Source organism: Burkholderia sp. Se-20378 (assembly GCF_017104665.1).
In the GTDB taxonomy this organism is placed as follows: Bacteria; Pseudomonadota; Gammaproteobacteria; order Burkholderiales; family Burkholderiaceae; genus Burkholderia; species Burkholderia lata.
Window position 1 is genome coordinate 1 of the sequence record NZ_JAAGPG010000289.1, and the last position, 10,645, is coordinate 10,645.

At 65.9% G+C, this 10,645-nt stretch carries 15 protein-coding genes and 1 tRNA gene; 9 read left to right on the forward strand and 7 right to left on the reverse strand.

Features of this window, described 5'->3' with window-relative positions; translation table 11 throughout:
- Positions 1 to 56 precede the first annotated feature (56 nt).
- Positions 57 to 608 carry a hypothetical protein gene (locus tag G3N93_RS25325; protein ID WP_174942899.1) on the reverse strand — a complete coding sequence of 184 codons (552 nt, stop codon included), beginning with the start codon at positions 606 to 608 and terminating at the stop codon, positions 57 to 59.
- A gap of 288 nt (positions 609 to 896) precedes the next feature.
- Here G3N93_RS25325 and G3N93_RS25330 point away from each other — a divergent pair, with 288 nt between their 5' ends.
- The 3 genes from G3N93_RS25330 to G3N93_RS25340 all read left to right on the forward strand — a co-directional run bounded on the left by G3N93_RS25330 (position 897) and on the right by G3N93_RS25340 (position 3,243).
- Positions 897 to 1,094 carry a hypothetical protein gene (locus tag G3N93_RS25330; RefSeq protein ID WP_174942896.1) on the forward strand — a complete coding sequence of 66 codons (198 nt, stop codon included), beginning with the start codon at positions 897 to 899 and terminating at the stop codon, positions 1,092 to 1,094.
- Positions 1,095 to 1,235: 141 nt separating this feature from the next.
- On the forward strand, positions 1,236 to 2,657 hold the full coding sequence (otsA, locus tag G3N93_RS25335; protein ID WP_206134197.1) for an alpha,alpha-trehalose-phosphate synthase (UDP-forming): 1,422 nt from the start codon (positions 1,236 to 1,238) through the stop codon (positions 2,655 to 2,657).
- On the forward strand, positions 2,650 to 3,243 hold the full coding sequence (locus tag G3N93_RS25340) for an AAA family ATPase (protein WP_174942892.1): 594 nt from the start codon (positions 2,650 to 2,652) through the stop codon (positions 3,241 to 3,243). The genes otsA and G3N93_RS25340 overlap by 8 nt, the downstream gene beginning before the upstream one ends.
- Positions 3,244 to 3,274: 31 nt before the next feature.
- Here G3N93_RS25340 and G3N93_RS25345 read toward each other — a convergent pair whose 3' ends face one another.
- Together G3N93_RS25345 and G3N93_RS25350 are read right to left on the reverse strand one after the other, a co-directional pair.
- On the reverse strand, positions 3,275 to 4,642 hold the full coding sequence (locus tag G3N93_RS25345; RefSeq protein ID WP_206134198.1) for an MFS transporter: 1,368 nt from the start codon (positions 4,640 to 4,642) through the stop codon (positions 3,275 to 3,277).
- A gap of 159 nt (positions 4,643 to 4,801) precedes the next feature.
- Positions 4,802 to 5,182, reverse strand: a complete 381-nt coding sequence (locus G3N93_RS25350) for a DUF5594 family protein (RefSeq protein WP_174942888.1) — start codon at positions 5,180 to 5,182, stop codon at positions 4,802 to 4,804.
- Between the two features lie 117 nt (positions 5,183 to 5,299).
- Between G3N93_RS25350 and G3N93_RS25355 the strand changes: the two genes are divergently transcribed.
- Positions 5,300 to 5,701, forward strand: a complete 402-nt coding sequence (locus G3N93_RS25355; protein ID WP_011352835.1) for a hypothetical protein — start codon at positions 5,300 to 5,302, stop codon at positions 5,699 to 5,701.
- Between the two features lie 180 nt (positions 5,702 to 5,881).
- Here G3N93_RS25355 and G3N93_RS25360 read toward each other — a convergent pair whose 3' ends face one another.
- Complete coding sequence (locus G3N93_RS25360) at positions 5,882 to 6,184, reverse strand: hypothetical protein (RefSeq protein WP_206134199.1); 303 nt, start codon at positions 6,182 to 6,184, stop codon at positions 5,882 to 5,884.
- A 143-nt stretch (positions 6,185 to 6,327) separates the two neighbouring features.
- On the opposite strand from G3N93_RS25360, the gene eco reads away from it, so the two are divergent.
- Positions 6,328 to 6,828, forward strand: a complete 501-nt coding sequence (gene eco / locus G3N93_RS25365) for a serine protease inhibitor ecotin (protein WP_174942869.1) — start codon at positions 6,328 to 6,330, stop codon at positions 6,826 to 6,828.
- 29 nt (positions 6,829 to 6,857) lie between these two features.
- On the opposite strand, the gene G3N93_RS25370 is transcribed toward eco, so the two are convergent.
- A complete protein-coding gene (locus tag G3N93_RS25370; RefSeq protein WP_206134200.1) occupies positions 6,858 to 7,472 on the reverse strand; it encodes a TetR/AcrR family transcriptional regulator in 615 nt (204 codons plus the stop codon).
- A 115-nt stretch (positions 7,473 to 7,587) separates the two neighbouring features.
- On the opposite strand from G3N93_RS25370, the gene G3N93_RS25375 reads away from it, so the two are divergent.
- Complete coding sequence (locus tag G3N93_RS25375) at positions 7,588 to 8,328, forward strand: SDR family NAD(P)-dependent oxidoreductase (protein ID WP_105815024.1); 741 nt, start codon at positions 7,588 to 7,590, stop codon at positions 8,326 to 8,328.
- A gap of 54 nt (positions 8,329 to 8,382) precedes the next feature.
- Here the strand turns inward: G3N93_RS25375 and G3N93_RS25380 are convergent, their stop codons facing one another.
- Together G3N93_RS25380 and G3N93_RS25385 are read right to left on the reverse strand one after the other, a co-directional pair.
- Positions 8,383 to 8,715, reverse strand: a complete 333-nt coding sequence (locus tag G3N93_RS25380; protein WP_206134201.1) for a hypothetical protein — start codon at positions 8,713 to 8,715, stop codon at positions 8,383 to 8,385.
- A 212-nt stretch (positions 8,716 to 8,927) separates the two neighbouring features.
- A tRNA-Met gene (locus G3N93_RS25385) sits at positions 8,928 to 9,004 on the reverse strand.
- A 348-nt stretch (positions 9,005 to 9,352) separates the two neighbouring features.
- Between G3N93_RS25385 and G3N93_RS25390 the strand changes: the two genes are divergently transcribed.
- The 3 genes from G3N93_RS25390 to G3N93_RS25400 all read left to right on the forward strand — a co-directional run bounded on the left by G3N93_RS25390 (position 9,353) and on the right by G3N93_RS25400 (position 10,534).
- Complete coding sequence (locus G3N93_RS25390) at positions 9,353 to 9,523, forward strand: hypothetical protein (protein WP_206134202.1); 171 nt, start codon at positions 9,353 to 9,355, stop codon at positions 9,521 to 9,523.
- Between the two features lie 99 nt (positions 9,524 to 9,622).
- Complete coding sequence (locus tag G3N93_RS25395; protein WP_206134203.1) at positions 9,623 to 9,970, forward strand: hypothetical protein; 348 nt, start codon at positions 9,623 to 9,625, stop codon at positions 9,968 to 9,970.
- A gap of 234 nt (positions 9,971 to 10,204) precedes the next feature.
- Positions 10,205 to 10,534 (forward strand): hypothetical protein, encoded by a 330-nt coding sequence (locus tag G3N93_RS25400; RefSeq protein ID WP_206134204.1) that lies wholly within the window; start codon positions 10,205 to 10,207, stop codon positions 10,532 to 10,534.
- The last annotated feature ends 111 nt before the right edge of the window (positions 10,535 to 10,645 follow it).

A 10,645-nucleotide genomic window follows, 5' to 3' on the forward strand; every position in this document is an offset into this window, starting at 1 on the left:
CAGCGTGGCCGTCGCCGCGCATAGCGCGCCGATGGCCGCGATACGGAGCGCGACGCTCATTGCAGCGCGCCCCAGCGTTCGGTCGCCGGTTCGGCCGACGCCCATTTCCACGCGGGGCCGTCGCGGCAGATCGTGGCGACGTAGAACGCCGATTGCGCGGCCTTGTCGGCCTTGGCGGGCGTGTCGACCGCGAACACGATTTCCTTGCAGTCGAGCGGGCCGACACTGATCATCCGGCTGACTGTCACGCGCCCCTGCTCGTCGTCCTCGATCGGGAACGAGTGGTGCGTCGACCACGGCGCGACGCCACCGACTTCGAGCGGGCCGGCGGCCTTCGCGATCTGTTCCTGTGTGTAACGGTGTGCGACGCGCTGCGTGTACTGGACGCCTGCGCGCGCGCCGGCGACGGCGCCGAGGCCGATGCCCGTCGCGACGGCGGCGTTGTTGGTGACCTTGGAGGCGATCGCGGCGCCCGCGATACCGGCGCCGGCTGTCGCGCCCTCGCTGTACAGCGAGTTGCAGCCGGACAGCAGTGCGGCCGTGGCGATCGCGGCCAGCACGACGCGCGCCGGCATGGCCCGGCGCGGCGATTCGAAACGAATGTTCATCCCTGAGTGCAAGTCCTGTCTGGGTGAGCGGCGTCGCATGCACGCCGTCATGCCGCGTCATTGTTTCGCAATTGTCATAGGGAAACTGCAAAGCTTTGACAAATCGCCGGACGGCAGGCTGCGCGTGTGCGCGCGGCGTCATTGTCGGACAGATGAATCTTGAGGGGTCGAAACGTTACAAATTGAAGGCAATTGTTACCTTGGCATGCAAGGAAGCGACCTAGACTTTTGAGTTATGGAATGTTTCTACACCGGCCTCGGGCCGCGCCGCATATGAGACACCCAGCCATGCGCCGTTCGAAACGGTTTTCGCCCCGGCCGCCTGAAGCAGGGGGCGACCGCCCGCGTCCGCAGACCGACGCACCGCCGGCACCGCCTGCCGGTGCGCCCGGCGAGCCGCCGTCCGACGGCGATCACAACCAGGGCGGCGCCCGCCCGGAAGGGCTCGACTATCAGCGGGATCTCGGCCAGGAGCAGGACGCCTGATGTCGTTGCCGCCGCATTCCGCCGCTGTCTTTCACACCTGCATTGCTCACGTCTGAATCGCCGCACGGCCGCCTTCGGGCAGCCGTGTCCGCCTTGGTGCGCGCCGCGCGCCAGCCAATCGAATCGAGGAGGGGAAGCCGCATGAGCAGATTGATCGTGGTATCGAACCGTGTCGCCGCCGGCGAGGACACGCGCCCGAGCGCGGGTGGCCTGGCGGTCGGCGTGATGGACGCGCTGAAGGAAACGGGCGGCGTCTGGTTCGGCTGGAACGGCGAGATCGTCGATGCACCCGACACCGAGCCCGCGATCCAGCGGGACGGCAACGTCACTTATGCGACGGTCGGGCTGACCCGGCGCGACTACGATCAGTACTACCGCGGCTTCTCGAACGCGACGCTGTGGCCCGTGTTCCATTACCGCGGCGATCTCGCGCGCTTCGACCGCCAGGAGTACGCGGGCTATCTGCGCGTGAACGCGATGCTCGCAAAGCAGCTTGCCGCCTTGCTGCGCCCCGACGACCTGATCTGGGTGCACGACTATCACCTGTTGCCGTTCGCGCATTACCTGCGCGAGCTCGGCGTGAAGAACCCGATCGGCTTCTTCCTGCACATTCCGTTTCCGTCGCCCGACATGCTGCGTCTCGTGCCGCCGCACGAGGAACTCGTGAAGTTCATGTGCGCGTACGACGTCGCGGGCTTCCAGACCGAGACCGACAAGCAGGCGTTCACCGACTACATCGAACGGCGCGGGATCGGCGCGGCGAGCGACGACGGAATGCTGCACGCGCATGGCCGCGTCGTGAAGGTCGCCGCCTATCCGATCGGCGTGCATCCCGACGCGATCGCGCAGGCGGCCGTCCAGTACAGCGCGCGCAAGCCGGTGAAGATGCTGCGTGAAGCGCTCGACGGCCGCAAGCTGGTGATGAGCGTCGACCGCCTCGACTACTCGAAGGGCCTCGTCGAGCGCTTCCAGTCGTTCGAGCGGATGCTCGCGAACGCGCCGGGCTGGCAGGGGCGCGTGTCGCTCCTGCAGATCGCGCCGCCGACGCGTTCCGACGTGAAGACCTATCAGGACATTCGCGAAACGCTCCAAGGCGAGGCTGGCCGCATCAACGGCCGCTTCTCGCAGCTCGACTGGACGCCGATCCAGTACCTGAACCGCAAGTACGAGCGCAACCTGCTGATGGCGTTCTTCCGGATGTCGCAGGTCGGCTACGTGACGCCGCTGCGCGACGGGATGAATCTCGTCGCGAAGGAGTACGTCGCATCGCAGGATCCGGCCGATCCGGGCGTGCTCGTGCTGTCGGAGTTCGCGGGCGCGGCGGCCGAGCTGACCGGCGCGCTCCTCGTCAATCCGTACGACCTGTCGCAGATGGCCGAGGCGCTCGAGCGCGCGCTGTCGATGCCGCTCGCGGAGCGGCAGGCGCGCCACGAGGAAAACCTCGCGCGGTTGCGCGTGAACGACCTGTCGGTCTGGCGCGACACGTTCGTTGCCGACTTGCGCAGTGTCGCGGCGGCCGCGTCGGTCACGCGGCGCGCGGGCCGGCGGGTTGCGCATGCGTGAGGTCGTGCAGGCGCCCGGCACTGAGGACGATGCGACCGAAGAAGCCACCCGGCGCTTCTTCGTCGTGACCGGTGGCCCGGGTTCGGGCAAGAGCACGTTGCTCGACGCGCTCGAAGGCGCCGGTTTCGCGCGCTCGCAGGAAGCCGGTCGCGGCGTGATTCGCGACCAGATGGCGATCGACGGCGAGGCGTTGCCATGGCGCGATCCGGCCGCGTTCGCCGAGCTGATGCTGAGCTGGGAGATGCGCTCGTACGATCTCGCACGCCACGCGCGGGGGCCCGTGTTCTTCGATCGAGGCGTACCGGACGTGGTCGGCTATCTACGGCTGACGGGGCTCGCGGTGCCCGCGCATGCGGAAGCCGCGGCCCGCCGTTTCCGCTATCACCGGCGCGTGTTCATCGCGCCGCCGTGGCCGGACATCTACGCGCAGGACACCGAGCGCCGGCAGGATTTCGCGGAAGCGGTGCGCACCTACGACGCGATGGTCGCGTGCTACACGTCATATGGCTACCGGCTGATCGAATTGCCGCGCGAGAACGTGCAGGCGCGCGTGCGCTTCGTGATGGACGCGCTCGACGCCGAATGACGCGCGGGGCTCAGGGCAGCGAGCGGTGGTGTCAGGTCGCGGTGTCCGGCCGAGGCGACGTGATGCGCAGCATGCTGACGACCGCGGCCACGGCCGCGAATGCCGCGGCGACATAGAGCGCAATCGTCGGCCCGCGATCGGGCACGAGCCCGAAAATCAAGGCGACGAGCGCGGCGCCGAGCGTCTGCCCGGTCAGCCGCGCGGTGCTCAGCATGCCGCCCGCGCCACCGCTGCGTTCGCGCGGCGCCGACGACAGCATCGCGCGGTTGTTCGGCGACTGGAACAACCCGAAGCCCGCACCGCACAGCGCCATCCGCCACACGATATCGACGGTGCCCGGGTGCGCGCCGATCGTCGCGAGCGACAGCAGCCCGGCCGCGAACAGTGCGAGCCCGATCCCGCCGAGGATGCCGGCCGAATAGCGATCCGACAGCACGCCCGCGAGCGGCGCGGCGAACACGATCACGAGCGGCCACGGCGTCATGTACAGGCCCGTCTCGACCTGCGAGAAGCCCAGCGAGTTCTGCAGCCAGAACGGCAGCGCGACGAACGCGAGCATCTGCGACGTGAATGACGCCATCGACGTATAGATCGACAGCGCGAACATCGGGATGCGCATCAGGTCGACGGGCAGCAGCGGGGCAGGTTGCGACAGCTGCCGTTTCACGAAGAAGTAGCCGACGACGAACGCGACGGCCAGTTCGGCCACGACGTACGCATGGCCTTCGCCGTGGCCGAGCCCGTCCACGGCCGTGATCAGCAGGCCGAACACGCACGCGTTCATCAGCGCGCTCGGGAAATCGTACGGCGCATCGTGCAGCGGGTTGGACGGCAGCGCGCGCAGGCTGCCGAATACCGCGGCGATGCCGATCGGCACGTTGACCGCGAACAGCCACGGCCACGATGCGAACGACAGGATCGCGGACGCGACCGTCGGCCCGATCGCCGACGACAGCGCCACCACCATCGCATTGATCGACAGCCCGCGCCCGAGCATCGACGACGGGTAGATCATCCGCACGAGCGCCGCGTTGACGCTCATGATGCCGGCCGCGCCGAAGCCCTGGATCACGCGCATCACGGCCAGCATCGGCAGCGAGCTGGCGAGCGCGCAGCCGAGCGACGCCGCGGTAAACAGCGCGAGCCCCGCGATGTAGATGCGGCGATAGCCGATGCGCTCGCCGAGCGACGCGAGCGGCAGCAGCGTGATCGTGACCGCGAGCTGGTACGCGTTGACGATCCAGATCGATGCGGCGTCGGATGCGTGCAGGTCGCGCGCGATCGTCGGCAGCGCGACGTTCGCGATGGCGCCGTCGAGCACCGCGAGCGTGATGCCAAGTGCGACGCAGACGATCGCCCAGTAGCGTTGCGGAAGCGGCAGGCCGGTATCGGCGTTCATGGCGGGAGCAGATGCGTGGTTGTCCGCGCTCCCGGTTGCCGGATGCGTGCGCAACCATGCGGAAGGGTGGAGGCGGCGATGAGCGGCCCGGCCGGCGCGACTGTACCGGAGCGGGGCCGGTCGAGTGTATCACCGGGCCGCATGGCGCGACGCCGACACTCAGCCTTCGAAGTCGAGGCCGCCGAGCCGCACGAGCGGGTCGGCCTGCGTGCGCGACAGGAGATCGATGTCGCGTGCGCCCTGCCACGCGCCCAGCTTTTTCGGCAGCGCGGCCAGGTAGTGTTCGAAGCGTTGCGGGCCGTCCGGCTCCATCAGCCGCTCGATTTCGTCGGTGTCCCAGGTCAGCTCGAGGTTCAGCGGATGGTCGAAGCCGCTGACATGCTCGTGCGGCGCGCTGCGGATCTGCACGCACGTCGGGTGCCCGTGGCCGCCATACGGGACGACGTCGGTCAGCACGTGATCGGCGAAGAAGGCGGCGATCGCCTGTGCGATGCGCGGGGCGAATTCCGTATCGAAACGGCGGGCGGTTTCGGGCTGCATGACGGCGTCTCCTGTATGCCGAAAATCGTAGCACGGCGACGGTGCATTTCGATGCGCGTGATACCGGTAATCGCGCGTTACCACTTGCTGCATCTATTACGGCCGCAAGCCGCCACAATGCATCGCATCCAGTACCACTTCGCGTGGGAGTCCATCATGAAAAAAATTGCCGCAGTGTGTGTCCTCGCCGGTTCGCTTGCCGTGGCAGGTCCGGCGTCCGCGCATGGCCGCGACGGTGGCGCCGTCATCGGCGCGTTGATCGGTGGCGCAGTGCTGGGCGCGATCGTGACGTCCGCGATGAATCCGCCCGTCGCGTATCAGGCGCCCGCGTACCAGGCACCGGCCTATCAGCCGCCGACGTACTACCAGGCGCCTGCGTACCAGCAGCCTGCGTATCCGACCTACCAGCAGGCGCAGTACCAGGACGACGGCCCGAACTATTGCTACGACCGCTACCAGCGCGCGTATGTGTGCGGTGCACCTGTGTCGGGCGGCTACGCGCAGCCGGCCGGCTGGTAAGCGCGCGGACGCGTGAGGTGTGAACGGTCGGCGCCGCCGCCGTTTGCTTCACCGCATCGGACGACAAAAGGCCCTCGCTTCGTGCGAGGGCCTTTGTCCTTTACGCGACCGTCCGTTCAACTGCGTGACGCGTCGGCCGTCGGCGGGCCGTGCGCGGATACAAACGGTTGCAAATGCGCGTCAGTGGCGATGGCCACCGCCGCCACCGTTCCAGTCGCCACCGCGGTGTCCGCCGCCGCGGCCCCAGCCGTTGCCGCGGTTGCCACGATCGCCGTCCCAGCGATGGTAATCGCGCCGGTCGCGATCCCAGTCGCGTCCGCCGCCACCCCCCCAGATATTGACCGTGCCGTACACCGGCGACGGGGCGTACGCGTAGCCAGGATCGGAATAGTAGGGCTGCCCGTAGCCGTATCCGGCGTCCGGGGCGACGACGCAGCCGGCCAGCAGGGTGGCGACGCCGGCGGCAGCAATGAGCTTCAGCATGATGTTCTCCGTTGGTTCCCCTATAAGTACCGCGCAAGGGGATTGCCAGCTGTTTGCAATTGTGTCGTCAAATTACAGCGCCGTAAGGTCTTGCGACGAAAGTGTTAGCATCCGAGGCTCATTTGTTTTTCAGGAGTACATCGATGAAATTCGCGATCCGGGCCGCACTGGCCGCCTTCTGCGTGACGACTGCCGCCGCCTGCGTGGCCGGGCCTGCCTCGGCGCCTGCCGTGCCGGCCGAGTCGATCAAGATGTTTCCGCAGGCAGCGGCCGGCCAGCAGCGCGTCGTGATCGCGCTGCCAGCGCTCGAGAACGAAGGCGACGCGCGCGTCGAGCTGATGATCGGCAAGACGCTGCAGACCGACTGCAACCAGCAGTGGTTCGGCGGCGAACTGACCGCCGAGGACGTGAAGGGCTGGGGCTATACGTACTACCAGCTCGCCGACGTGAAGGGGCCGGCATCGACGCTGATGGCATGCCCGGGACAGGCGCCGCAGCAACGGTTCGTGCAGGTGCGCGGCGACGGCCAATTGCTGCGCTACAACAGCCGCCTGCCGCTCGTCGTCTATGTGCCGGACGGCTTCGAGGTGCGCTATCGCGTGTGGCATGCGTCGAAGGACGTGCAGCACGCGGCGAAGCAGTAACGATACGGTGCGGCGGTGGCGTCCTGCCGCTACGCGCCGCCCGTACCGACGAGCGTTGGCCATGCGGCCAGCGCGGCTTGCGCGACGGCCTCCAGATCGCGACGGCTCGCACCGTCGCGCGCCTGGATCGACATCCCCTGCTGGACCGTGACGTAGTACCGCGCGATCGCGTCGAGGTTCGCTTGTGCGGCGATCTCCCCGGTCGCGACACCCTGCTTGAGGCGCTCGCGCAGGTTCTCGACCGTGCGCTCGCGCATCGCGATCAGTGTTTGCCGGACCGTATCGGAACGCTCGGCCGGGTGCAGTGCAGACAGCACGATCAGGCAGCCTGCCGGCTTCGACCGCCGCGTGAACACGCGTGCGGTATCCATCAGGTAGTTCCGCACGGCGTCGTGCGCGCTGCCGGCCTGTTCGACGCCACTCCAGATTTCCCGTCCTTCCGTTGCGCCGTAGTGCTCGAGCGCCTGCCGGAACAACGCTTCCTTGCTGCCGAACGCCGCATACAGGCTCGGCGACGCGATGCCCATCGCGGCCGTCAGGTCGGTCATCGACGCGCCTTCGTAGCCGAGGCGCCAGAACACCTCCATCGCGCGATCCAGCGCCGCTTCCTTGTCGAAGCTTCTCGGTCGGCCCCGTTCAGCCATTGCGTCCGTTCCTTCGTCGATATCTGTATCGATCGATAAATTAAATCAATTGACTGTGTCGCGCAACTTGCCACATTCTGTGTCGGTCGTTACATAAATGAGGAAAGGAACCGACATGAACCGGCTTCAGGGCAAGCGTGCACTCATCACGGGCGGCAGCCGCGGCATCGGTGCGGCGATTGCGAAACGGCTGGCGGCCGATGGCGCGGACGTTGCGATTACCTACGAGAAATCGGCCGAGCGGGCGCAGGCCGTCGTCGCCGGCATCGAGGCGCTGGGCCGCCGTGCCGTCGCGATCCAGGCCGACAGCGCCGATCCGGTGGCCGTGCGCGACGCGGTCGATCGTGCCGCGGAGGCGTTCGGCGGCCTCGACATTCTCGTCAACAACGCGGGGATTTTCCGCGCTGGCGCGCTGGACGACCTCACGCTCGACGATATCGACGCAACGTTGAACGTGAACGTGCGCGCGGTCATCGTCGCGTCGCAGGCGGCGGCGCGGCATCTCGGGGAGGGCGGACGCATCGTGTCGACCGGCAGCTGCCTCGCGACGCGCGTGCCCGATGCGGGGATGAGCCTCTATGCGGCGAGCAAGGCCGCGCTGATCGGCTGGACGCAGGGGCTCGCGCGCGATCTCGGTTCGCGCGGCATCACGGTCAACATCGTGCATCCGGGGTCGACGGACACCGACATGAACCCGGCCGACGGCGAGCATGCCGGTGCGCAGCGCTCGCGGATGGCGATCCCGCAGTACGGCAAGGCCGACGACGTGGCGGCACTCGTCGCGTTCGTGGTCGGGCCGGAAGGGCGGTCGATCAACGGGACCGGGTTGACGATCGATGGTGGCGCGAACGCGTGAGTGTGTGAATGCCGACGCCCGGCGTGATTTTTCGACCGGGCGGTGTTGCGTTCGTTATCGGCAGCCGAGCCGGTGATGCTCGGTTTCGAGATCGGCGCGCTTGTCGTAAGCGCGCAGCTCGTTGCGCGGCTTGCCGTCCGGGCCCATCCCGCGCACGACCTTCTGACCGCGATCGGGGGCGTGCGTGACGGCGTCGATGCCGGCGGCCAGTTCACGGCAGCGTGAGTCGGGGGAGGGGGTTTCCGCGTGGGGTGCTGCCGCGTTCGTGATGTTGGCGATGCCGGGGCTGACATAGCGCTGCTTCGCGGGAGCTGTGACGGTGTCGGCGGCGGTAGCCGTGCCGGTCATCGCTGAAAGCGCGGCGAGTGCCGCGATCGCTCGAATCATTGCGGGAGTCCGGATGCTGAAGAAGGTTCGGAATTCTACGCAATGTGTGGCGCAGGGCCGCGGCGATCGGGCGGGATGCGATCGTGTGTCGCAGGGGATGCTTGGGGCTGAATGTTCTGTGATTCGTGTGCAGTGCAGCCCGTCAGTGCACACGGCGCAGTACATGCGGAAAGCAAGAAGCCCGCTTGCTTTCGCAGAGCGGGCTTCGATATTGGTTGCGGGGGTAGGATTTGAACCTACGACCTTCGGGTTATGAGCCCGACGAGCTGCCAGACTGCTCCACCCCGCGGCGCGAAGTGTACTAGGGCTGATGTGGAGAGTCAACGATCTTTGATCGCGAGTCGAACGGAACCCTCGGTTTGCCGAGTGCGACGATTTGATTTGGCGTGTGCGTTGAATGCTGACGCTTCCCGATCAGCTTCGACGTGAGGCGCGTTTCGTCGCCGACGTTGCGGTACTTGATCGTGGGAAAGTGGATGAGGCCATGAGGATGGCTGGTCCCCGACAGAATTCATGTCTAGATAGTGCGTGGAGATGTTGGGGGATATCGGGGGATTTGTACCCCCAAAAATACCCCCGAACGATAGATGATTGGATGTCGGTCTGTCGGCAGCCTGATCGATATCGAGTGCCTATGATGAACGAATACGAAGTCGAAATCGTGCAAGGCAAACTGGACGTTGCTCTGTTCCATCTCTATCAGGCGCGTCGGTGCCATGTACGTGATCAACATTTGCCGCCAGCTGTGCAGATGCTTGAGGAAGTGAAGGAACTGCTCGAGGGGCGGCGTCTAGACGGCGGTGCGTGAAGGCGTTCGACCGTTGCCTGACGGGATCAGGCGTACGCGGTGCTGAGGGTGCGGGAACACCGACTAGCACCTGACCACTAACCTTTAGTGGAGGTTGTCGTGGCTAATGCGAACTCTACTGAGCTTGCCTGGCTGCCTGATTTTCATCCGACGACAAAGCAACTTCGTCGATGGGACAGGCAGGACCGAGCGCAGGCCGCCTTTAATGTGACCTACTGGCAAGTTGTGGAGGACAGGCGCCTACCAGATGGGCGCCGGTATCTTGGCGTTCCGTTATCGTCGATGCTTGCGACAAAGCAAGCCTGTCGAAAAGCCTACGCCGAGATCAAGGGCAAGCATCCGCGTGCTTATCGAGTGCGCGGAACGTTCTTTTTCCATTGGGATGAGCCGAAGGATCTCGCGGCGCGCCAACGGGCACTGTGTGAGGTCCGGCACAACGCCGTCTGACAGATAGTCTAAACAGCTTCGCCCCTGCCTAGTTCGACGGAGCGAAAAGCCGGACACCTTCACCGGCCTGGCAGGGGCTTCCAATTGAGGGCTTGCTCATGAAGGGCGCCAATGCGACCGCGGAAGCAACTGTCGGAGCAGCAGGCTTTGAACGCAACGAAAAAGCCCCTGGACCGACCGGGGAACCTTATACAAGTGCAGCGAGTGGGGGCGCACGAGCTCATTAGCCGGTTTGTGCCAAGCCTCGACCCATCGGTAACGGCATTTCCTCAGCCGGAAACCGAAACGCATATTCGCGACCTATACGCGGCTGATGGGCATTTGGAGTCGCTAGCTGCATTCAATGATGTTGAGTTGGCTGCGTTCTATCGTTATGCGCAGACTGGTATCAAGGATGGTAAGCCCGTGACATTGGGAGATCGAAGCGAGTTCGAGCGCAACGTGCAGGAATACATGGAGGCACTCCCCGTCGATACACCGCAGCAGATCAGAGGTATCGTTCTCAATATCATCATTGATCTACACCAGAAATATGCTGCAGATGCGGTTGGAGCAGCCCCCTGAAACGCCGGACACAGTCACCCACTTACAATAACGGGTAGGCATAAGACTGTGTTTTTGACTAATACCAGGCAGGAAGTGATGGAAGTGTTGACGGGCCCGGAGCGCCGGCGG

Bases quoted from the DNA above. Each gene is read 5' to 3' on its own strand.
- G3N93_RS25390 (WP_206134202.1), top strand. From the start codon at position 9,353: ATGAACGAATACGAAGTCGAAATCGTGCAAGGCAAACTGGACGTTGCT.
- G3N93_RS25355 (WP_011352835.1), top strand. From the start codon at position 5,300: ATGCATCGCATCCAGTACCACTTCGCGTGGGAGTCCATCATGAAAAAA.
- otsA (WP_206134197.1), top strand. From the start codon at position 1,236: ATGAGCAGATTGATCGTGGTATCGAACCGTGTCGCCGCCGGCGAGGAC.
- G3N93_RS25345 (WP_206134198.1), bottom strand. From the start codon at position 4,642: ATGAACGCCGATACCGGCCTGCCGCTTCCGCAACGCTACTGGGCGATC.
- G3N93_RS25360 (WP_206134199.1), bottom strand. From the start codon at position 6,184: ATGCTGAAGCTCATTGCTGCCGCCGGCGTCGCCACCCTGCTGGCCGGC.
- G3N93_RS25340 (WP_174942892.1), top strand. From the start codon at position 2,650: ATGCGTGAGGTCGTGCAGGCGCCCGGCACTGAGGACGATGCGACCGAA.
- G3N93_RS25375 (WP_105815024.1), top strand. From the start codon at position 7,588: ATGAACCGGCTTCAGGGCAAGCGTGCACTCATCACGGGCGGCAGCCGC.
- G3N93_RS25350 (WP_174942888.1), bottom strand. From the start codon at position 5,182: ATGCAGCCCGAAACCGCCCGCCGTTTCGATACGGAATTCGCCCCGCGC.
- eco (WP_174942869.1), top strand. From the start codon at position 6,328: ATGAAATTCGCGATCCGGGCCGCACTGGCCGCCTTCTGCGTGACGACT.
- G3N93_RS25370 (WP_206134200.1), bottom strand. From the start codon at position 7,472: ATGGCTGAACGGGGCCGACCGAGAAGCTTCGACAAGGAAGCGGCGCTG.
- G3N93_RS25380 (WP_206134201.1), bottom strand. From the start codon at position 8,715: ATGATTCGAGCGATCGCGGCACTCGCCGCGCTTTCAGCGATGACCGGC.
- G3N93_RS25325 (WP_174942899.1), bottom strand. From the start codon at position 608: ATGAACATTCGTTTCGAATCGCCGCGCCGGGCCATGCCGGCGCGCGTC.
- G3N93_RS25330 (WP_174942896.1), top strand. From the start codon at position 897: ATGCGCCGTTCGAAACGGTTTTCGCCCCGGCCGCCTGAAGCAGGGGGC.